19 protein-coding genes and 1 pseudogene are annotated in these 21,449 nt (G+C 60.0%); 4 read left to right on the top strand and 16 right to left on the bottom strand.

Annotated elements, in window-relative coordinates; all coding sequences use genetic code 11:
• Positions 1–14 precede the first annotated feature (14 nt).
• The gene (locus tag ACYU7Q_RS04295; protein WP_460608197.1) at positions 15–2,084 is read left to right on the top strand and encodes a M1 family aminopeptidase; all 2,070 of its coding nucleotides are present in this window, start codon (positions 15–17) and stop codon (positions 2,082–2,084) included.
• A 94-nt stretch (positions 2,085–2,178) separates the two neighbouring features.
• Here the strand turns inward: ACYU7Q_RS04295 and ACYU7Q_RS04290 are convergent, their stop codons facing one another.
• The 3 genes from ACYU7Q_RS04290 to ACYU7Q_RS04280 all read right to left on the bottom strand — a co-directional run bounded on the left by ACYU7Q_RS04290 (position 2,179) and on the right by ACYU7Q_RS04280 (position 4,987).
• Positions 2,179–2,814 (bottom strand): hypothetical protein, encoded by a 636-nt coding sequence (locus ACYU7Q_RS04290; protein WP_460608196.1) that lies wholly within the window; start codon positions 2,812–2,814, stop codon positions 2,179–2,181.
• A gap of 197 nt (positions 2,815–3,011) precedes the next feature.
• Complete coding sequence (locus ACYU7Q_RS04285) at positions 3,012–3,452, bottom strand: DUF2147 domain-containing protein (protein WP_342298251.1); 441 nt, start codon at positions 3,450–3,452, stop codon at positions 3,012–3,014.
• A gap of 611 nt (positions 3,453–4,063) precedes the next feature.
• Positions 4,064–4,987 (bottom strand): C40 family peptidase, encoded by a 924-nt coding sequence (locus ACYU7Q_RS04280; RefSeq protein ID WP_460608195.1) that lies wholly within the window; start codon positions 4,985–4,987, stop codon positions 4,064–4,066.
• Positions 4,988–5,121: 134 nt separating this feature from the next.
• On the opposite strand from ACYU7Q_RS04280, the gene ACYU7Q_RS04275 reads away from it, so the two are divergent.
• Complete coding sequence (locus tag ACYU7Q_RS04275; RefSeq protein ID WP_460608194.1) at positions 5,122–6,936, top strand: M61 family metallopeptidase; 1,815 nt, start codon at positions 5,122–5,124, stop codon at positions 6,934–6,936.
• Between the two features lie 104 nt (positions 6,937–7,040).
• On the opposite strand, the gene ACYU7Q_RS04270 is transcribed toward ACYU7Q_RS04275, so the two are convergent.
• From ACYU7Q_RS04270 to ACYU7Q_RS04235, 8 genes are all read right to left on the bottom strand, one after another.
• Positions 7,041–8,999 carry a KUP/HAK/KT family potassium transporter gene (locus ACYU7Q_RS04270; protein ID WP_460608193.1) on the bottom strand — a complete coding sequence of 653 codons (1,959 nt, stop codon included), beginning with the start codon at positions 8,997–8,999 and terminating at the stop codon, positions 7,041–7,043.
• A gap of 117 nt (positions 9,000–9,116) precedes the next feature.
• Positions 9,117–9,800: a hypothetical protein gene (locus ACYU7Q_RS04265; RefSeq protein WP_460608192.1), complete on the bottom strand. Its 684-nt coding sequence runs from the start codon at positions 9,798–9,800 to the stop codon at positions 9,117–9,119.
• Between the two features lie 96 nt (positions 9,801–9,896).
• Positions 9,897–10,526 carry a peptidylprolyl isomerase gene (locus tag ACYU7Q_RS04260; protein ID WP_460608191.1) on the bottom strand — a complete coding sequence of 210 codons (630 nt, stop codon included), beginning with the start codon at positions 10,524–10,526 and terminating at the stop codon, positions 9,897–9,899.
• 237 nt (positions 10,527–10,763) lie between these two features.
• On the bottom strand, positions 10,764–10,898 hold the full coding sequence (locus tag ACYU7Q_RS04255; RefSeq protein ID WP_460608190.1) for a hypothetical protein: 135 nt from the start codon (positions 10,896–10,898) through the stop codon (positions 10,764–10,766).
• A gap of 120 nt (positions 10,899–11,018) precedes the next feature.
• On the bottom strand, positions 11,019–11,582 hold the full coding sequence (locus ACYU7Q_RS04250; RefSeq protein ID WP_460608189.1) for a pseudouridine synthase family protein: 564 nt from the start codon (positions 11,580–11,582) through the stop codon (positions 11,019–11,021).
• Positions 11,583–11,676: 94 nt separating this feature from the next.
• Positions 11,677–12,759 (bottom strand): OmpA family protein, encoded by a 1,083-nt coding sequence (locus ACYU7Q_RS04245; RefSeq protein WP_460608188.1) that lies wholly within the window; start codon positions 12,757–12,759, stop codon positions 11,677–11,679.
• A gap of 113 nt (positions 12,760–12,872) precedes the next feature.
• Entirely contained in the window at positions 12,873–13,691 is an 819-nt protein-coding gene (locus ACYU7Q_RS04240) for a polysaccharide deacetylase family protein (protein WP_460608187.1), read from the bottom strand.
• A 10-nt stretch (positions 13,692–13,701) separates the two neighbouring features.
• Positions 13,702–14,574 carry an aldo/keto reductase gene (locus ACYU7Q_RS04235; RefSeq protein WP_460608186.1) on the bottom strand — a complete coding sequence of 291 codons (873 nt, stop codon included), beginning with the start codon at positions 14,572–14,574 and terminating at the stop codon, positions 13,702–13,704.
• 187 nt (positions 14,575–14,761) lie between these two features.
• Between ACYU7Q_RS04235 and ACYU7Q_RS04230 the strand changes: the two genes are divergently transcribed.
• Both ACYU7Q_RS04230 and ACYU7Q_RS04225 read left to right on the top strand, forming a co-directional pair.
• On the top strand, positions 14,762–15,850 hold the full coding sequence (locus ACYU7Q_RS04230) for an adenylate/guanylate cyclase domain-containing protein (RefSeq protein WP_460608185.1): 1,089 nt from the start codon (positions 14,762–14,764) through the stop codon (positions 15,848–15,850).
• A gap of 70 nt (positions 15,851–15,920) precedes the next feature.
• Positions 15,921–16,355: a hypothetical protein gene (locus ACYU7Q_RS04225; protein WP_460608184.1), complete on the top strand. Its 435-nt coding sequence runs from the start codon at positions 15,921–15,923 to the stop codon at positions 16,353–16,355.
• Between the two features lie 154 nt (positions 16,356–16,509).
• Here the strand turns inward: ACYU7Q_RS04225 and ACYU7Q_RS04220 are convergent, their stop codons facing one another.
• The 5 genes and pseudogenes from ACYU7Q_RS04220 to ACYU7Q_RS04200 form a co-directional block, all read right to left on the bottom strand.
• On the bottom strand, positions 16,510–18,447 hold the full coding sequence (locus ACYU7Q_RS04220; protein WP_460608183.1) for an acyl-CoA synthetase: 1,938 nt from the start codon (positions 18,445–18,447) through the stop codon (positions 16,510–16,512).
• A gap of 174 nt (positions 18,448–18,621) precedes the next feature.
• Positions 18,622–19,365: a DUF4386 domain-containing protein gene (locus tag ACYU7Q_RS04215; RefSeq protein ID WP_460608182.1), complete on the bottom strand. Its 744-nt coding sequence runs from the start codon at positions 19,363–19,365 to the stop codon at positions 18,622–18,624.
• Between the two features lie 401 nt (positions 19,366–19,766).
• Positions 19,767–20,369: a hypothetical protein gene (locus ACYU7Q_RS04210; protein WP_460608181.1), complete on the bottom strand. Its 603-nt coding sequence runs from the start codon at positions 20,367–20,369 to the stop codon at positions 19,767–19,769.
• Between the two features lie 72 nt (positions 20,370–20,441).
• Positions 20,442–20,564: pseudogene (locus tag ACYU7Q_RS04205) on the bottom strand (methylmalonyl-CoA mutase family protein); the annotation flags it as partial.
• A gap of 231 nt (positions 20,565–20,795) precedes the next feature.
• Positions 20,796–21,419 carry a hypothetical protein gene (locus ACYU7Q_RS04200; protein ID WP_460608180.1) on the bottom strand — a complete coding sequence of 208 codons (624 nt, stop codon included), beginning with the start codon at positions 21,417–21,419 and terminating at the stop codon, positions 20,796–20,798.
• Between the last annotated feature and the right edge of the window lie 30 nt (positions 21,420–21,449).

Raw genomic sequence — 21,449 nt, 5'->3', positions numbered from 1 at the left:
TCCACCTTTCCCTTATGCATCGTCACATTTACGCGCTATTTGCCAGTGCCTTGCTTAGTGCACCCCTGCCGCTGCTGGCGCAATCTACGGTCTCTGCACCTCGTCAGATTGAGGCTGGTCCGGATGCCGGCTTGGTGTGCGCGGCGGGCCGCATCGCCAACGCCCAGCGCACGGCGACCTCCTCGGTGGCGCACCGCGCCAAGATGAACCGCTACGACGTTAAGTATTACAAGCTCGACCTGAACCTGGAAAATACTTCGCTGAACGTGGCCGGCTCGGTCCTGATGCGGGTGCGCGTGGGCAATCAGGCGCTTGATTCGCTGGCGTTTGAGCTGTATCAGGCTCCGGCGGGCTCGCCCGCCGGCACGGCCACGCTGCTCATCGACTCGGTGGTGGTGAACGGGAAACGCTCGCCCGGCATCCGGCGGGTGGGACAGGACGTGAACGCGAAGCTGGCCCAGGTGGTCCCCGCCAATGCCCTGGCCGATGCCCGCATCTACTACCACGGCACGGCCCCGAGCGGCAACTCGGCCGCCATCGGCAATGGCCTGAGCAACCGCACCCAGGGCCAGATTGGCAGCACGTACATTCCCTACAACATCACCTACAGCCTGTCGGAGCCGTTTTCGGCTCATGAGTGGTTCCCGTGCAAGCAGGTGCTCACCGATAAGGCCGATTCCAGCGACGTGTGGGTGACCACTACGCTGCCCAACAAAGTGGGCTCCAACGGCGTGCTGGCGCGCACCGTAACCCTGCCCAACAACAAGGTGCGCTACGAGTGGAAGTCGCGCCATCCAATTGATTATTACCTGATTTCGGTGTCGGTGGCGCCCTATGTGGAGTACGTTAACTACGCCCACCCCACGGGTGGCCCCACGGTGCCCATCGTCAACTACCTATACAACCAGGCGGCGCTAACCTACTACCAGAGCGAGATTGACCGCACGCCCGGCTTCATCGAAAACTACTCCAATCTGGTCGGCCTCTACCCGTTTGCCGATGAGAAATATGGCCACAGCATGGCTCCGCTGGGCCTCGGCGGCGGCATGGAGCACCAGACCATGACCACGCAGGACGGGTTTTTCTTCAACCTCACCGCGCACGAGCTGTTCCACCAGTGGTTTGGCGACAACGTGACCTGTGCTTCCTGGGAAGACATCTGGCTGAATGAAGGTTTCGCTTCCTACGGCGAATACATCTCGTATCAGACCTTTACCACACCCGCCAGTGCCCGCACCTGGATGGACAACGCCCACGCCACGGCGCAGCAGAATTCCGGCAGCGTGTACGTAGCCGATACTACCAACGTCAACCGTATTTTCAGCACGGCCCTGACCTACAAGAAGGGCGCGGCCGTCATCCACATGCTGCGCTACTTGCTGAACGATGATGTGAAGTTTTTCCGCGCCCTGCGCACGTACCAGACCACTTACCGCGCCTCCACGGCGCACACGGCCGATTTGCAGCGCATCTTCGAGGCTGAGGCTGGCCGCTCGCTTACCTACTTCTTCCAGCAGTGGTTCCGGGGCAATGGCTACCCTACTTTCAATGGGCGGTGGAATCAGGTGGGCAGTACCTGCGTGCTGCGCGTGACCGAAACGGCTTCGGTGCCTGCCGTCACGCCTTTCTTCGATACCGAAGTCGATTACCGCCTCACCTTCACCAACGGCACCACGCAAACCGTGCGCCTGCGCCAGGCGCAAGCCACCCAAACGTTCCAGTTTGCCGTGAGTGGCACCGTGTCCAGCATCGCCGTCGACCCCGACCAGTGGATTCTGGACCTGCCCGCCCCCGCCCCCGTGCGCGACAACAGCCTCGCCCTGGCTACCCGCGCCACCGCCGGCCTGGCCCCGCTCACCCTATTTCCTGTGCCTTGCCACGACCAGCTGCAACTCGCTGCCGTGCCCGCCACCACCGCCCGGGCCGAAGTAATTGATGCCACCGGCCGCGTGGTGCTGCGCCAGGCCCTGCGCACGGCACAACCCCAACTCGACACCCACGCCCTGGCGCCGGGCCTGTACTACCTACGCCTGCTCGGCTCCGCTGGCGATATGCTGGGCCGGGCCCAATTCGTGCGAGAATAGCTTAGCCCTTTCGCATAATTCGCATACCAAACACAAAAAGGCCGCCCCATTTCGGGAGCGGCCTTTTTGTGTTTGGTACAACAGTGCTGAGCCGTTAGAACTGGCTGTGGTAGTCGGCTATCAATGCCTGGGTGGCCGGGGTGGGCGGCGGGGCATCGAGCAGCTGCTGGAGCAATTCATCGAACGAGCTAGCGGCGGTGAAACCGGGTTGCAGTACCGCATTGCTGGCCAGCCGAATGAACATCGGCTGCCCGTTCACCGCTACCAAATCAATGGTAACCAGGCCGAAGCGCTGGTTGCAGTTGCCGGTTTTGGGGCAGTCGGTAGGATTAGGTTTGAAAAGCTGCTTGAGCACCGTTTCGCGCAGGTGCTGCTTGCGCTGGGTGCATTGGTCGGCGCAAGCGCGGTGATAGCCCAGGCCCAGCAGGCGCTCGCCCAGGTACTCGTAGAAATGCCGGAAATTTCCCGGCCCAATGGTCGGGTCGAAGAAAAACATGGCCCCCTGGCGGCCCGGCTCGTGCATGATTTGCACCTGCAGGCCCCGGCTGCCGCCGGCCCCGCCTTTGCGCAGGTGGTAGGCCTTGTAGTAGGGTTCCAGCCAGTTCAGGAACACGCGCTGCTCTACCCAGCGGGCGTGGCGCCGGGCTTGCGCCGGCGTGAGGGCCACGGCGTGCCAGGCCGCCGGGGCGGCCGCTTTGGGGCGGAACAACTGCTGAATGAAATCGAACAAAATAGGGGAGGTCAGTGAAGTCGAAACACCGTCTCGGGCAAATAGTTTGGGAGCGGCGGGCGGGATTAACCTTCAAATATGGCCAAATAAGCCCAATTCATCGCCGCATTGCCGATACCGTGCCACAAAAAAACGGCCGGCTTTCTGGGAAGAAAGCCGGCCGTAGCACTGGCCAGGCAGGAGGCCGGACGCCGGGATTATTTCACCCGCGTCCAAGTCTGCGATTTGCCGATGAGCGAGAAGCCGATGTAGCCTTTCACTTCCATCGTGTTCTGGCTTTCCATTTTCATGTAGCAGGAGTACGTTTTGCCGGTTTCGGGGTCGTAGATTTTGCCGTCGTCCCACTTGTTGTCGCTATCGTATTTGAAGCCCTGCATGAACACCAGGCCCAGGCGGGGGCGGCTGCGCAGCTTGGGGTCGGGGTTTTGCGAATCGGTTTTGGGCTTGCCCGTGGCGGGGTCGTTGGGGATGGTCAGGCTTACGATTTTGCCGCACAGCTTGTCGCCGCACTTGTAGATTTCAAAGGTGGCTTTCTTCTCCGAGTTGGTCCAGATGCCCAGCGGCGACATGGTTTGGGCGGAAGCCATGCCAGCGAGGCCCAGCACGAGAGCAACCAGTAAGAGCAAGGTTTTTTTCATTTCTGAAGGTTGGATGAGATGGGTTTGAGAGGAAAAGGTAAGCAAAAAAATCACAGACCAAGCCAGTTGATAGTCTATCAGCGACGTGGCAAGTTTACGGCCAAGTTTATGCGCCTGATTGATTAGGAGAAATTCCGCAGTTTGCCAGAAAAATAATAGGGCTGTGAATCAGTCCTAAAGCCATTTTTTGGGCCGTATCGCCCCAAAAAAGGCGGGTAGATTTTGAACCTTAGCCCCCGCTATTAACTTTACCGCTCAGTAGTGAGTGCTACGACCCCATTTGAGCGGCCCTAAGGTGCTGGGCTGCGAAATTGAGGCAATGTCGAACGTAAAGAAAGGAGGTACAAAATGTCTAGTAGTCCCAAACAAATCCTGCCAAGCCTGTCGAATGTCGTACGCTTCACCGCAGTACGCGCCTAACAACAGCTTCGTGGGGTAGCTCCTAAGGCTGCCCACATTCGGCCAGGTCTTATCTGAAGACGCCGGAACTGCACCCCAGTTTCGCCGCTTGGTAAGATTTGAAGGATTAGATGCCCGGTTTGCCCAGCCGCCCTTTTGTGGGACGGCAAAGGCAGGCCGGGCATCGCTGCGTCTAAGCGGTTTTGGCTTGCTTACTTTTTGGCCTTGGTAGCCGGTCGCTTCCTGGTAGTTGGATGAGCAGGCTTGGCCGGTAGCTTACGCTTGATGGTGGGCGTTGGCTTCTTCTTAGCCGCAACAGAAGCTTTGGCTGGCGCTTTTCTGATTGCCGTTTTGACTGGCACTTTCTTAACCGATGCTTTCTTTTTTGCGGTGGTCGCTGCTATTGAGTATTTCTTCGTAGCCAGCCGCTTTGGGATTTCGGGTACAGGCGCGGCCACTTCTTCCACGGCCACCCGGCGGGCGGGCAGCGCGGCTACGGGCGGCGTGCTGGCCGGGACCGATAATGGCTTCGGCCGCGCAGTGGCTACGATGCCAGTGCCCGGCCCCAGTACCCGCCGCACCTGCATAAAGCGCCGCTCGTAATCAGAATTCTCTACCTGGCTCACCTTCACAAACGGCTCGCGGCGCGACGAGGAGGCGTGCACGAAACGCAGCGGCACCTCGCCCCGACCCGATATCACGATGCCGGCGTGGCCCGGGGTGGTGCTGGTGGTGGCCGTGCCGGTGAACACGACGATATCGCCGGGCTGCGCTTCGGCGCGAGCTACGGGCCGGCCCACATCAATGAGCAGGGCCGTGGAATGCGGCACCGGCACCCCAAAATGGGCGAAGGTATACATGATGAACCCCGAGCAGTCGAACCCGGTGAGCGGTGAGGTGCCGGCGTACACGTAGGGCGTGCCGCGCTGGGCCAGCCCGAAGGCTACAATGCTATCGGCGCGGGCCGCGAGGGAGCCGCTGGGGGCCGTGCGCAGGGACGCCGGCCGGGCGTGCAGCGCGGAGTCGGTCAGCGAGGTATCCGTCGCGGGTTGGGCGGGCTGGTGCTTGCCCAGGCGCGGCAGGATGGCCACCATCGCCACCAGTAGTCCCACAAAAATCATCCAGATATATCGCATACAAAAGTCCGGCAAAAGGGCGGGGCCGCCGGAAAAGCGCCACGCTAGCTCCTAACGGCTGGGCTGCCCGCTAGGTTGGAGGCAACCCGTGGGGCTTACTTTGTGCCCTTGCTTCCCATTTAGACATTTTTCGAATGCTTATAAATTCAAACGGACTACTTCGCGCCGCTGCATTTGCGGGGCTACTGCTGGCAACTGAAGGCGTGAGTGCCCGGCCGGCCGCCGTGGTGCCCACGTTGCGCTACACTTTGGCCATGCCCCAGCCGCAGTCTCACTACTTCGAGGTGAAGATGGAGCTGGGCGGCTTTTCCGCCGATTATACCGATGTGAAAATGCCCGTGTGGGCACCCGGCTCGTACCTGGTGCGCGAATACGCCAAGAACGTGGAGGGCTTCGAGGCCCAAACCAGCGGCGGGCAGGCCCTGGCGGTGGAGAAAATCAACAAGAATACCTGGCGGGTGCGCCACCCCAAGCAGGCCAGCTTCCGGGTGAGCTACCGGGTGTATGCGTTCGAACTGAGCGTGCGCACCTCGTTTATCGATGCCGACCACGGCTACCTTAACGGCAGCAGCGTGTTCATGTACCCGGCCGATAACAAGATGCTGGGCAGCACGCTGACCGTGCAGCCCGCCGCCGGCTGGGAGAAAGTAAGCACGGCCCTGCGCCCTGGCCCGGCCAAGTTCACCTACAAGGCCGCGAGCTACGACGAGCTGGCTGATTCACCGATTGAAATCGGCAACCAGAAAGTGCTGGAATTCACCGCCAACGGTACCCCGCATCAAGTGGCCATGTACGGCACCTACACCGCCGACGATACCAAGCTGGTGGCCGACATGAAGCGTGTGTGCGAGGAAGCGCACCGCGTGGTGGGCCAGAATCCGCTCGACCACTATGTGTTCATCGTGCATAACCTGGAGCGCGGCGGCGGCGGCCTGGAGCACCTGTATTCGACCACTTTGGAAGTGAGCCGCACCACCTACGGCACCGATGCCGGTATGAAATCCTTCCTGGGCCTGGTGGCGCACGAGTATTTCCATCTCTGGAACGTGAAGCGCATCCGCCCGGTGGCGCTGGGGCCGTTCAACTACGACCAGGAAAACTACACCCACATGCTGTGGGTGAGCGAGGGCATGACCGAATACTACTCCAAGCAGATTCTGGAGCGGGCCGGGGTGCTGACCCGCGACGAGTACCTGGGCAAGCTGGGCAATGCCATTACGGAAGTGGAAAACACGCCCGGCAACCGCATTCAGTCGGCCGCCGAATCCAGCTTCGATGCCTGGATTAAGTATTACCGGCCCAATGAAAACGCCAATAACACCCAAATCAGCTACTACTCCAAAGGTGACCTGATTGGTACCTGGCTTGACCTGAACATTGCCCAGGCCACCAACGGCGCGAAGCACCTCGACGACGTAATGCGCCTGCTCTACGACACGTATTACGTGAAAGCCAAGCGCGGTTTCACCGACCAGGAATACCAGGATGCCGTGGCCACCGTGGCCGGCCGCCGCTTCGATGACTTCTTCCAGAACAGCGTTTATAACACCAAGCCCATCGATTTCGGCACTGCCCTTGGCTACGCCGGCCTCTTGCTGACCAGCGCGCCGCTGAGCACCGATGGCACGCTCGGAGCCAACTTCTCGAACCGCACCGGTAAGCTACTCGTGACCAGCGTGGTGCGCGACGGCGCGGCCTGGAACACCGGCCTCAGCGCCACCGACGAAGTGCTGCTCATCAACGGAGCCGCGCCCAGCGACGAAACGGTGAAAACACTCATCAGCAGCCCCGTGGGCACCGAAGTGAAGCTGCAGGTGCGCCGCGACGGCCTCACGCGCGACATCACGTTGAAGGCCCTGCCCAACCCGGACCGCAAGTTCACGGTGCAGCCCGTGGCCAACCCCACTGCCGCCCAGCAGAAAGTGCTGGCCAAGTGGCTGGGAAAGTAAGTGACAGCCGGCGTTAGTTGTTGATTGTTAGCTTGCTGGAAATTACCGAACATTAAAAAAGCCCTGTGCATGCACAGGGCTTTTTTAATGAATCCAAGGATTAATTACTTAATCCGCTTCAGCGCCACTTCGCGCACCGGCGCAATCACGAGCGGTACTTTTTCCACTTTCACCGAAGACGTATCCAGTCCAAAATATTGGTCCTCAGAAGCAATGAACTGGCGGATGTAGAAGTAGGCCTGCATCACCAGCTTCTCAACGGTCGGGAAGTCGTTCTCAATGCTCAGGAATTTCTCCAGCACCACGAAGCGGAAATCGCCAGTGACGTGCTGCTTGCTCAGCGACTCGTAGCGCGAGGTGATGTCCACTTCCTTGTTGCGCACCAGGTCCTCAATCACCTTGCGGAAGTACAGGTTGATGCGCTGCTGCACCCGGAAGCCCAGCCGGAAATTGATGCGAAACACGTCGTCCTTAGCTACTTCGGTCACCTTATACTCCATCGTGTATGGCTCGTCGGTGGTATCGACGTGGATAAACCAGTAGATATCCGCGCGTTTGGGCCGCTTCTGGAAGATGGAGTAGATGATTTTCTGTTCGATTTCGGTGCTGCGCTCAGCCGACGTGAGGAACACGAGGTGGGTCGAGTATTTCGGGATGGAATCGTCGTCGCTGAGCTGCTTGAGGGCGTCCACGTAAGGCTCCAGCCGCACAAATTCCGTGAGGCGGCGCTTGATGTAGAAAGCCTTGAGCCACACGTACATTACGGACATAAGCGTGCCGCCAATGGCCAGCGACACCCAGCCACCGTGCGGAAACTTACGCATGTTGGCAATCAGAAACGCACCCTCGATAACCCCGTAGAGCGAGGCGAAGACGATGACCAACGGCAGGGCCACCCTCTTCATCTTCAACCACATGGTGAGCAGAATGGTAGTCATCAACATGGTCAGGGTGATGGCCAGGCCGTAGGCGGCTTCCATATTTTCCGACTTTTTGAAGTACCACACCACCCCGATGCAGCCCAGCAGCAGCAGCCGGTTCATGCTGGGCACGAAGAGTTGGCCCTTCACGTCGGTAGGGTAGTTAAGCTTCACTTTGGGCCACATATTCAGGCGGATAGCCTCGGCCACCAGCGTGAACGAGCCCGTGATGAGGGCCTGCGAGGCAATGATGGCCGCGATGGTGGCAATGCCAATACCGATAAGCAGGAACCACGACGGCATTAGCTCATAGAAGGGATTGCGGCCGTCGAGCTTCTCGCCTAGGTGGCCCAGCAGCCACGCGCCCTGGCCCAAGTAATTGAGCAGCAGCGTAGTTTTTACAAACGTCCAGCTGATGCGGATGTTGCCCTTGCCGCAGTGGCCCAGGTCCGAATACAGGGCCTCGGCCCCGGTGGTACACAGGAACACCGAACCCAGCAGCCAGAACCCGCTGGGGTAGTGCACCAGCAAATCATAGGCGTAGTAGGGGTTGAAGGCCTTCAGGATAACGGAATTCTGAATTACCCAGCTCGTGCCCAGCACGCCCAGCATCGTAAACCAGAGGAACATTATCGGCCCAAAGGCTTTGCCCACAATCTGAGTACCAAAACTTTGTAGTAGGAAAAGGCCCGCGATAATGCCGATGACGATGAACACAATAATGTCCTGCGTCAGGGCCGGGTACACGGCTTTCAGTCCTTCAATGGCTGATGATACCGAGATGGGCGGCGTAATCACACCATCGGCTAGGAGCGAGGCCCCGCCGATGATGGCCACCGCCGAAAGCCAGGCCCCGCGCCGCCGCACCAAGGCATAAAGCGAGAAAATGCCGCCTTCGCCATTGTTGTCCGCGTTCAGCGTGAGCAGCACGTACTTGACGGTGGTTTGCAGGGTGAGGGTCCAAATCACGCAGGAGATGCCACCGAGGACCAAGTGGGCATCAATCATGTCCGGCACCGTGGCCCCCTTAAGGATGGACGACATCACGTAGAGCGGCGAGGTGCCGATGTCGCCATAAATAATGCCGAGGGCAATGAGCAGTCCCGCTCCGGATATAGCGGTATGCGAATGTTTAGAGTCCATACGGTAAGTTGAAAGCGATAATCGGCAGGTTTTGGGTGCTACGGGTGAATTACGGGGCGCGAAGGTAGCAGCCCGGCTGCTGGAATGTCCTTACGGTTTCCTGCCGGAAAAGTCGTATTAGCTGATATCTAAGGGATTATTATTTGCAGCCGCCTCATTATCAGCGGCGGCCTGGGCCTCGGCAGCGGCTTGCGCGGCCTGGCGCGTGGCTTCGTCGGCAGCGGCAAGGAGGGCGGCGGCCTGGCGGGCATCGTAGTCGTGCACGCGGAAAATTCGGCGGTTCAGCTCGGCGGTGAGGCGCTGCCAGGGCGCGGTGTCGCCGGGCAGGGCGAAGTTGACGACCTCGCGGCCCAGGCGGTGCAGGCGCAGGCGGTTGGTGCCGCGGTGCCCGTAGGCCAGCAGCAAGGCCGTGGCCACCATGCCCAGCATGGCCGGGCCGGTGCGCAGCTGGTTCTGCAGGAAGGCAATCATTACAAAAGCCAGGCCTAGGCCGCCCAGCAAATACCACAGTAGCCACTTCACGGGAGTAATGTCGGCTCGCTCCAACTCGCGCAGCGAGAATTGCCGGCCCCGCACCGTCACGCTGCTATCCGTGAGAATTACGCGACCGTCGGCGGACCGTTCCTCGGGCAGGGGTGGCAGCTCCGACAGCGGCTCGCGGGGCGGGGCGGGCTGGTAGTGGGGGGCAGTTGGTGCGGGAGTCGCTTCCGCTCCGGGCGTAGTCAGCAAAGAGGCCCCGGAAGGTTGTTCCGGGGCCACGTTGGGCTGGTCAGCGGGAGGCTGAGCTTCGAAGGGATTCATGGTCTTGGAAACAGCCGGAATGGTGCTGGTGGGGCGGCTCCAGGTAGGGGCCGCCGTGCGGGTAGCGGCGGGAACAGGCCCCGCCGCTACGCTCGCTCAGTTGTTCACTTTCAGCAGCTCTACGTCGAAAATCAACGCGGTGTCGCCGGGGATGTCGCGGCCGGCGCCACGCTTGCCGTAGGCCAGGTCGGAGGGGATGTAGAGGCGGTACTTCGAGCCTTCGTTCATCAGCTGCAGGGCTTCGGTCCAGCCGGCAATCACGCCATTCACGGGGAAGGTGGCGGGCTGGCCGCGCTGGTAGCTGCTGTCGAACACAGTGCCGTTAATCAGGGTGCCGTGGTAGTGCGTGGTTACCGACGATTTCAGGGTGGGCTTGGGGCCCGTGCCCTGCGTGATTACCTCGTACTGGAGGCCGCTGGGCAGGGTGGTGACGCCGGGCTTCTTGGCGTTTTCGGCGAGGAAGGCTTCGCCTTCGGCTTTGTTGTTCTTCATGGATTCGGGGTCTTGGTTATCGTCTTCGTCGGCACCGCCCATTTGCTCCTGCAATTGCTGCATGGCGGCCTGCATCTGCTCCTGGGTGAGGCGGCTGGGGAGGCCCTGCAGGCCTTCTTTCAGGGCGCCGGCCAGGGTATCAACGTCCAGTTCGAGGCCCTGCTGGGCGAAATTGCGGGCCAGGTCGCGGCCAATGATGTAGCTCACCTGAGCTTGGTGGGAATCGAGGTTCATAAAACCAGGAGGGGGAATGGTGAAGCTGCCGCGGCCGCAGCCGCAAGGGCCACCACCGGCAGCCGGTGAAAAAAGTGTTGAACGGGTTACGCCGTTGCCGAAGCAAGGTTCCAAAAGCCGCGCCGAACCGCCCGGCCCCGCCGCATTGGCCGATGTGCTAACAAAAAAGCCCGGCAAATGGGCCGGGCTTTTTCAGTAATAACGCGGTTAGAATGCTGCGTAACGATATAATAAGGCTTAGCAGTAGTAGTGCTGGTCGTCGTCGCCGTGGAAGAAGAACGTCAGGTCCAGGTCGGCCAGTTTGGCAGCCAGGTAGGTCACGCCGCCCAGGAGCAGCAGCGAGGAAAACGAGAAAGCAGTGGTTTTTTTCATATCAACAAGGCATAAGGCTAGTGTCAAATGCTGGGGCAAAGATACGACAAGCGGAGGTAAATGTTATGCATGCAGCATAAAATAATGATTTAATAATGGACTAATCCACGCTGGGGAATTTTACAAACCGAATTCCGGCACTTCCACTACCGCGCCCGGAGCCAGGTCACCAAGCCAGATATCGCCCACCCGCACCCGAAACAGCCGCAGCGTGGGGAAGCCCACGGCGGCCGTCATCTTGCGAATCTGGCGGAATTTGCCTTCGGTAAGGGTGATGCTGACCCAGGAGGTGGGGCCGTGTCGGTCGTCGCGGATTTTGCGGGTGCGCGGGGCGAAGGCCGGGGCGGGGTCGAGGCGGCGGGCGACGCAGGGACTGGTCAGGAATTTCTCGCCGTGGATGCCGATTTCAACCCCGGTTTGCATTTGGGCCAGGGCCGCGTCGGTCATCCGGCCATCGACCTGGGCGTAGTATTCCTTTTCGACCTTTTTGCTGCGCACGTACTCGCTCATCTGGCCGTCGGTGGTGAGCAGGAGCAGGCCTTCGCTGTCCTCATCGAGCCGGCCGATGGCCATGATGCCTTCCGGAAAATCGTGGAATTCGCCCAGCTTTTTCTTCTTGGCTTCGCCCACAAACTGGCTGAGGTAGCCGTAGGGCTTATGAATGAGAAAGTGGCGATGGGACATGGTTGAGGAAGTGGCGTTGACTCTGCGAGTCCGCGCCTGGGTGGCGGATTATGTTATCAGGCGCGGACTCGCAGAGTCCACGCTACGGAGGAAGTTATTTTATTTCCTCCACTTCCACGCGCCGGTTGCGGGCATCGGGCGAGGGATGGAGCGGGCGTGAGTCGCCGTAGCCGATGGTGCTGAGGCGCTCGGGCGCGATGCCGGCTTTTACCAGATAATTCTTCACAGCATCGGCGCGCTGCTCAGAGAGGAGCTGATTTTTGTCGGGTTCGCCGATTTTATCAGTGTAGCCGGCAATGCGCAGGCGCATGGTCGGGCGGGCTTTGAGCTCGGTGGCCAGCTGGTCGAGGGCGGGAGCAGCGGTGGGCATCAGCTCGGGGGTGCCCAACTGGAAGAGCACCGTGGGGAGCACCACCGGGGCCGGCGCGGCGGGCAAAATGGGCGCTGGTGCGGCCGTGGCCGGGGCTTTAGCTATGGAGTCGGTCGGGGGCGCGGGTGGTGGCGGGGGCGTGGGGGCCGGGGCCGGTTTGGCCCCGCTCACCTGAATGGTGATGGGCACCACCGGGCTTTGGTCGGTGGGGTAATAAGCCTGCTTGAGGTAGAAGGTGGTGGTTTTGCTGAGCTTGGTGCGGTAGGTGTTGCCGGCGGCCAGGGGCTGCTGCAATTCGGCATCGGCGTACCAGAGCACGTTGCGGCCCGACACGCGGATGGTGCTTTCGGTGCCGGCCGGCACGGTGGCCGGCGATTTCAGCTTGACGCGGTAGAAGGTGAACGTGCCCACGCTGCAGTCGCCCACGGGGCGGTAAGTAGCGTGGCCGGTGAGTTTTTCCAGGGCGGGGTCGTAGGTGAAGGTGATGGAGCCGTCGCACCAGTAGCTGTTGGGGGTGCGGCCGGTTTCGTTCAGCTTGCTCATGTGTTCGAGGCGCAGGCCGGTGCCGGAGCGGCCGCCCTGCATCTGGAAGGTGACCGAAATGCCGGGGTTGCCGCCCACTTCCTGGTACAGCACGCCGAACACGTCGGTGCCCTTGCTTTTCTGGAGGCGCAGCACGGCCGGCCAGTAGGCATTGGGCTTCGAGGTTTCAGATTCGACTCCCTGCCATATACCGGTCAGGGATTGGGCGGGCGCCGGGGCGGCCAGCAGCAGCGCCCCAAGGCCATACCAAAAGCGGCGTTTCATGTCGTCAAAAATAAATAGACCAGGAATTTTGTCGGACGAGTGATGGACACCGGCAATACAAAAAGGCTGCCGGAATACATTCTGGCAGCCTTTTAATAGAGATGATGACAATGTTACTTACTGCCGGAGGGGGCTTGCTGCTCGGTCTTTATTTTCTGGGCTACTTCCACCATTGGCGCTATCCAGATGTCATTTTCATTCGCCTTGAGGTAGCGCAGCAACTGGCGGTGCGCGGCCAGGCCCACGTTTAGCGGGTGCCCGCCGCCCACGCCGTGAAATAGAAACACCAGCAGCGTGTGCGACTGCCGGGCCTGCTTCACCAAATCAATCATGTACTGGCCCGACTGCCCGTTGATGGAGTAGCAGTTCACGTTGTCGAGGTTCACCTGCGCGGCGGTTTGCAGGCCGGGGGCTACGCCCCGCGCCGCGCCGAAATCGGTGCGGAGCTGGTCGTAGAACGCGACGCCCCCAATCAGCCGGTCGCCGCAGGGGTAAGCGAAAGTGCGGATGGCTTTGCCATCGATGGCCGCCAGCAGGGTGTTGTTGGCCCGGATTTCATCCACGGCGCGGGCCACGGTGTAGGTGTGCAGGTCGTGGTCGGGCTTCACGAAGCCGCGGCCCGGCAGGCTGCCATCGCAGGGGTGAAACAGGGCGTGGTTGCCCAACTCGTGCCCGCGCTGGGCGGCCTGGCGCCACTCCCCAAGCCGCCGCATGACCACCGGCGAGGAGCCGATGAGGTAAAACGTACCTCGAAATTTGGCCGAGTCCAGCGCCGGTACCACGTTGTCGAGGTCCACGTCGATGGCATCATCATAGGTCAGCACCACGGCGCAGGCCTTGTTATTCCACGAGTTGGCGCCCTGGGCCGCTGCCGAAAAACGGCCCGCCGCTAATAACGCCGGCACCAGCAGGAGAAAATTAGTAACCCTCATAGGCTGCAAATTAGCCCAGATAGGCCATGTCCTCCGCACTCAGCTTGATATCGGCCGCCTTGAGGTTTTCCTCGAAATGCGCCAGCGACGACGTGCCGGGAATGGGCAGAATCCAGGGCGACTTGTGCAGCAGCCAGGCAATGTTGAGCTGGGCTTCCGTGGCGTTGTGCTTGCGGGCAATTTCAGCCAGCTTGTTGCCGGCGTTGGGCAAGCCGTGCACCAGCGAGAAAAAGGGAATGAGCGGGATGCCGTGCTGCTCGCACACAGGCAGCACTTCCTCGCCGCCCCGGGTTTCGCCGTAGGGGGCGCTCAGGGAAGTGCGCTGGGCATAGCCGTACATGTTTTCGACGGTGGCAATTTCGCCCAGTTTCAGGCCGGCTTCCAGCTCCGCGCGGTTCACGTTGCTCAGGCCCACGTGCAGGATTTTACCTTCCTTCTGCATCTCGAACATGGCCCCGAGCTGTTCATCGAGCGGCACCGCGCCGTGGCCCATCAGCCGCAGGTGCACCAGCTGAATCTGCTCCCGTTTCAGGGTGCGCAGGTTGTTGTCGATGGCGGTGCGCAGGTTTTCGGGCGTGTTAAAAGCCACCCAGCTTTTATCGGGCTTGCGGGTGGCGCCCACTTTGGTGCAGATAATCAGGTCGGCCGGGTAGGGGTGCAGGGCCTCGGCGATGAGGCGGTTGGTGATGTCCTCGCCGTAGTAGTCGGCCGTGTCGAGGAAATTCACGCCTGAGTCAATGGCTTTTTTCAGGATGGCCAGCGCCTGAGGCCGGTCGGCGGGCTCGCCCCAGATGTCGGGGCCGGTGAGGCGCATGGTGCCGTAGCCGAGGCGGTTGACGGTGAGCGGTTGGGCGGAGTTTGGGGCAATGGTGATGGTGGGCATGAGCAGGATTAAGGGGGTTAGATAATGAGAAGACGGCTGGCGGGCCGGGATGTTTGAAAAAGTCTCCCCACGGTGTTCTCCTCACCCCCGGCTTCTCGCCGCGGGAGTGGGGCCGGGGGTGAGGTTTTCCGGCTGCACGTTGCTGCCCGTACCAATTCTACTGCTCATCCTGCGTAATTCGCGCTCTATGAATTCCAGTTCTTCCCCCTGGCGACGGCCCCTGCAACGGTTCTACTGGCATTCGGTGCTGGCGCTCACGCTGTTTTTTGTGCTGGGTACGCTGCTGCTGGTGCTGCTGGTGCGCGGCACACTTTCTGCCCTCGATGTGCGGCTGGCGCTGGAAGTGGGCGGCCCGGTGGGCCTGCTGGTGGCCGGGTTGGAAGTGTACGTGTACCCGCAGCTCTTCGCGCGGGTGCGGCTGGTGGCGCGCCTGGGCCTGGGCATGCTGCTTTACCTGGCTGGCTTCTGGCTGATGCTCTTCCTCATCCGCCGCATCTTCGGCAACGCCGCCAATAGCAGCTTGCTGGCCGCGCTCGATACCGAAGGCTTCCAAAGCTGGCACAGCCTGGCCATTCGGCCCGAGGGCACGGCTTTCGTGCGGCTGCTTACGGGCTACGGCATTCTGAGCTTGTTCACGTCCCTGTTCTATCAGCTCAGCAATAAAATAGGCCGGCCCGCGCTGCTGCGCCTGTTTCTGGGCCGCTACCACCACCCGGTGGCCGAGCAGCGCATCTTCCTGTTTGTCGATGTGAAAGGCTCTACCTCGCTGGCCGAGGAGTTGGGCAATGAGCGCTACAGCCACCTCATCCGCGACTTCTTCTTCGACATGGGCGCGCCCATCGTGGCCCACCGGGGCGAAATTTATCAATATGTGGGCGATGAAATCGTCGTGACCTGGGAATGGCAGCCGGGCCTGCAGAATGCCCGCTGCGTGCGCTGCTTCTTTGCCATGCAGGACGCCATCGACCGCCGCCGCGACTACTACCTGCACACCTATGGGGCCGTTCCCGCTTTCAAAGCCGGCCTGCACGGCGGCCCGGTGATGGCCACCCAGGTTGGGGCCGTGAAAACCGAGCTGGTATTCCACGGCGATGTGCTCAACACCACCGCCCGCATCGAGGCCCAGTGCAACGCCCTGCACAGCCGCCTGCTGCTCTCGGCCTCGCTCTACGAGGCCCTGCCGCACCCGCCCGAATTTCGTTTTCAGGCGCTGGGCGCGTTTCCGCTGCGGGGCAAAGCGGGCACGGTAGCGCTGTATTCGGTCGAAATTGCCTGAATAGATTGTGGCTGATTACCTGTTATTTTCGTCTTCGCGCCAACCGATGCCGATTACTTGAAAGGTTTCTATGTCTACTTATTTCGATGATTTTGCTGAGCCAGACACTACTTCGTTGGTCCCGGGTAATATGCCGGAAGCCGCCGAGAAGATTCGTCGCCCCAGCCTTACCGGTGCAGTAGCCACCACCGCTACCAAGCTGCTGCCGCTGGTGGCCCTGCTCGATTCCATCCAGCCCTCCGTCAGCAAAGAGTCCGTTTTTCGCATCCGGCGCAAGAAAATCAAGCAGCACTTCACCGAAGTATATGCCGAGCTGCACGCCGAGCGCCCCCGCCGCGAGGCCTTGGTTCACGCCTTTCAGGCGCTGGCCGAGCTGGTGCAGGAAGAAACCCGCGACATCAGCAAAGACGAGCTCAAGCAGGCAGCCAAGGAAGTGGTGCTGGCTACGCTGCAGAATGCGCCGGCGCTCATCAACATCGCGCACCAGGCCCGGCTGCTGGCGTGAAGGGACGATAAAAATCAGCCCGTCATGAATCAGCCCGTCATGCAGAGCGGCAGCGAAGCATCTTTACCGTTCAACGCAATCCAATCGATTGGTTTACTACTGCGGTAAAGATGCTTCGCTGCGCTCTGCATGACGGCTTTTTGCCCATGACGTTCTACCCAATCCGCTGCACGTCATACGGCACCGCCATCCCCAGCAGGGCCTGCGCAATAGCTTCATCCGAAGCCGCGCCGCTCACCGCAATTTCCGCCACCAGCCCGCGCTGCTTGTCGTCGCGCACGGTAATAGAACCCACGGTCAGCTCCGGCACCACGGCCAGGTGGCGGTGATACACCCGGCTGATTTCCTGCTTGGCCAGCGCCGGCTTGAAGATTTTGCCGATGGCCGTGAGCGGCAATTCCGCCGCTGTGTAGACTTGCTTGGGCCAGGCGGCACGCTCGGGAATGTTGGCCTCGGCGAAGGCGCGTAGCTCGCCCTCGGTAGCCTCCTGGCCGGGCGTGAGGGTTACGTAGGCCACGGGCAGCTCGCCGGCGTGGGCATCGGGGCTGCCGATGGCCGCCGCCAGGGCCACGGCCGGGTGGGCCATCAGGGCATCTTCGATGACCTTGGGGTCGATGTTGTGGCCGCCGCGGATGATGAGCTCCTTCTTGCGGCCCGTGATGTAGAAGCCGCCCTGCGCGTCCATCCGGCCCAGGTCGCCGGTGTTGTAGTAGGGGCCTTGGCCGTCGCCGGTGTCCACCCAAATGCCTTTGTTGTGCTCGGGCTGCAGGTAGCCGTGGAAGATATTGCTGCCCCGCACCACCAGCACGCCGCTTTCCTCGGCTTCAGCGAAGCGCTGGAACTCGCCGGTCAGCTCGTTGAGAATCACAATCCGCACGTCCTGATACGGCAAGCGCAACCCGATGCTGCCCGGCATGGGTGCGCCCGCCAGCGGCCCCACCACACTAATGCAGCTGCCTTCGGTGAAGCCGTAGCCTTCTACCAGCCGCAGCTTGGTGCGCTGCTCGAAGGCCCGCAGCAGCTCCACCGGCAGCGGGGCCGCCCCGCAGATGGCGTAGCGCAGCGAGCTCAAGTCGTGCCCTTCGACCGGCAGCGTGAGCAGGCGGCTGAAAATGGTGGGCACGCCGCTGAACAGCGAAATGCGGTAGTGCGCCACCAGCTGCCAGAAATTATCGAGAATGCCCGGCCCGCGGTAGCCGGCCGGGCTGCCCAGCACCACCGTGTGGCCCAGCAGCCACGGCACGCTGCCCGTCACCACCACGCCGTTGACGTGGAACAGCGGCAGCCCGCAGAAGAACACCAGCCGCTCGGGCGCGGCCTCGCCGCCCAGCAATTGCGAAGCAGCAAACGTGGTGCTCGTAATGTTATAATGGGTGAGGGGCGCGATTTTGGGCGTGCCCGTGGTGCCGCCGGTGTGGAAGTAGCAGGCCACATCCGTGGGCGCGAGCTGCCGGCCCGACACCAGCCGGTTGCCGCGCTGGCGTCGGCTGGCCTGGGCGAAATCCACCACCTGAATGCCCGGCAGGCTGGGTTTGGGCTGAGTTAGCCGCAGGGCACCTACCAGCAGGCGTTGCATCCGGGGCAGGTAATCGAGCAAATCCACCGTTACCACCGTGCGCAGCGTGGGCACCAGCGGGGCCACGGCCGCTACCTTCTGCCAGATGTCGGTTTTCGGAAAAGCCCGCAGCGTGACCAGCACCTTGGTGCCGGCCGCGTTCAGGATTTCGGCAATCTGGGCCGGTTCCAGCAGTGGGTTCAGCGGGTTGACGATGCCGGCGGCCTGCCCGCCCCAGAGCGTGAAGTGCGTTTCGGGCAGGTTGGGCAGCAGGTACGACACCACATCGGTGGGGCCCACGCCCAGTTCGTGCAGCATGTTGGCCGTTTGGTAGCAGCGTTGCACCAGCTGCGCGTAGGTGAAATCGACCGACTCGGTGGGCCGCTCCCCGCTGAAGACGAAGCGCAGCGCCAGCGCCTCGGAGTTGCGGTCGCGGCCGCGCTCCAGCAGGGCCAGGGTATTGGCGGGCACGGGCTGGGCGGCCAGCGGCGTTTGCTCGATGGTTAAAATGTCGTCGAGGTTGCGGTAGCCGAGCATAGAATAGGGAAGGAAAAGCGTGGGCTGAGGCCGGGAACGAATGATTTTCCTTCAAAAGTAGGCGTTCAACCCGGCGCGGGCAGGCCTGCGTGCGCGGTACCCCTTTATTATACCAAAGCCCTGCCCTCCCGAAGTTGGGAAGGCAGGGCTTTGGGGGTAAACATGGCCGCCCGCTCAGCGCCAGATAGACGCTTGCGCCGCCCGGGCCTGTTCCTTCCAGCGTTGTTCATCCACCCCAACGACCAGCAGCCACCCGATGTTGGCCAGGGACCCTATCAGCCCCAGGATGGCAATGATTGGAAACAGCTGATACCCCAGCGGAGGCCACAGAAACAGCAGCCACCCAGCCCCGCCCAGCACCGACACCGTGCCCAGCCAGGAAGGGAGAAACCAGGACTTTATGATGAGGTAGCCCTTGAGCAAGGCGTGAATGCCGAAGAAAATCAGCGCGATAGCGGCCCCATAGTCGTTTAGCTTCAGCAGGAGCAGCGACAGCGCCGGCAACTGCTGCGGGCCGAAGCCCTGCAGGGCGTGCTGACTACTCAGCAGCAGGAGCGGGGCGAAATAAAAGAGCCGGGCCAGCGTCTTAATGGTGCAGCCCACTAGGCTGAATACCGCCGCCAGCAGCGACAGGCTGCGGTTCACGGGCTTCAGCAAGTCGTAAAAGATAACCGTCATCGTAATCTGGCAGGCCATCTCAACCAGGTAAACCGCGAAACCAGCGCGGTACAGCGTCTCGTGGGCCAGAATATTATGGACGGTCACCGCCGCATCGTCCGCAACCACCAGCCGGCCGCTGATAAACCCTTGGGCCACGATGCCCGTCAGGATGGTGAGCAGATAAAATACCCCCCCAGTCTTCGCTTTGCGCCGGGGCGACATCTCTGCCACCGGCGCTTGTGTAATTGTTGTGCTCATAGCAGGTTGGGGAGAAGGGGGGAGTGAAGCCGCTATTCAGGTAGAATCAAATATAGAGAATTCGAGGCGAGTCATGGTCGCCGGCGAGGTCCGCGTGATTCAAGCCGATGCCTGTGCGATAAGGAGCACCGGGCTCACGGGGGCACTCCGGATGCCGCCCGAAACGAACGAAGCCCGTGGGGCTGCCACGGGCTTCGGAAAAGTGGAAAGTACTGCCCCCGCTTCCCCGCAGCCTCTTGAGTGGCTGAAGAGGCGGGAGAAGCTGCTATCGAAACGGGCCGTGTCACGCCGCTCTTAATTGGCCGGAGTAGGCGGAACCCCATTACGCACGACACCCTGCCTTCCCGAGGTTGGGAAGGCAGGGTGTCGTGCGTAATGGGGAATGTTTGGAACGTTTAAAACTACTTCAGTTGGGTCTGTAACCTTGCAATATCAGGCTGCATCTTAGTTTTAATCTGTTCCAAACACTGCCGCACAGCCTGCACGTATAAAACTCGGCCAGGGTCAGCATAGCTGGTCGAACTGTAGAGACCGGTTCTGCCTTTAGCTTCGCCATCCGCTCGATATGTTGATAAGAGGCGATGTTGATTATCCAAAACATCAAGTTGTGTAGTCACCGCAATTTGAGGTGTGGATATAGGCATGCCGAATAGATTTGGTACACAAATCAGAAAACCTGATGCCATAGCCCAGCCAAGGCCCATTTTCGTTTTTGTAGTTGTAACCTTAAGTTCTAAAAATCCGCGTTTCTCTCCGTATGGGTCCGTCATTACCTCTCTGACTTCTCGTTCAAATAGAGTCGCTAAATCTCTAGAACCTCCTGCGACTGCACTTCCTCCAGGAGCAACTACCACGGTGACTTCGCTTTGGACCCTATTCTCCATTGCAGGGAGCTTTGGGGTTATGGTAACGGAGGTAGGATTTAGGAGCTTGGGGTCGAAGGCCTTGCAACTTGAAAGAACAATTAGTGCAACAAGTTGAATACCGCGGAAAGATGAAAACATTAACTTTTGATTTAGTAAAAAGGAATGCAATTACAAAACGAATGTAAGTAGAAGCACCCTTTCAACAACCCCCTACATATCCCGCCGGTACTGGCCACCGACCTCAAACAGCGCGTTCGTAATCTGGCCGAGAGAGCAGAATTTCACTGTTCCCATCAGTTCGGCGAAGAGGTTGCCGTTGGCCACGGCCACTTGCTACAGGTGCTTGAACCGCGCCCCTTGATACGATTATACCCGATACTGATACAATTGCCATATGCACGCCCCTAGCGCCCCCGCCGCCTCTTGCGTGGCTGAAGGGGCTGGGGAAGCTGTTGCAGAAACTCTAGGCGTGCCCGCCCCCCCTGCGTCGATTAAAACTACTAATGAATCTGAGGTTGTGTGAGTAACGGTGCAGTACGGGTAACGCCTGGTTTGAAATAATTCTTATAATGCTTTCAAAGTATCCAAAGCGTGCACCTTAATTAATTCTTCCGGCCCCAAATTAAGAGTGTCTTCAACGGCTCCAGGAGTTTTAAAACTCAAAAAGCTATAAGGTCCTAAGCTTTTTCCATGAATATCTGCAGAACTCATGGACCCAGTTGCGAAGTCAGTTATTTTGTTAGTAATGTCCATGCCATTTTGCAGTACATGTGGTTTGAACCCTTTATAATAAAGCTCACTCTTTATATATCCTATTCCAAAATTATTGACATTAAGCTCATTCACATCTGCTTTTGATAGAAACAGATGCACAGTTCCATTAAAGCCTGTAGGGACGGTTATCGTATATGAAGGCTTGTACTGACTGATGAAAAACCACAGAGATAGTATTGATATGAACGAAGCTGTATAAGTTACAGTGTCAAGTTTGCCCTTGGTTGCCCACTTGAAAACCTTGGCTAATAAAAAGGATATTAATAATAGAATAGGAAAGTAAAGTAGTACCAAAAACCACGTTGGTATTATTAAAGTGGCTATGTTTAGCATAGTACTAATTGCTGCTGCAATTGAGGTAACAGCAACAACAATAGAAATTACTTTCAAGCGGTTATTCAATTGGGCATTCATTACGAATGAAGTCTATTTGTTGCTAAAAAA

It is taken from the genome of Hymenobacter terrigena, assembly GCF_054776515.1.
The sequence above is the reverse complement of the archived record's forward strand: the minus strand, read 5'-3'. Positions and strand labels throughout refer to the sequence as shown.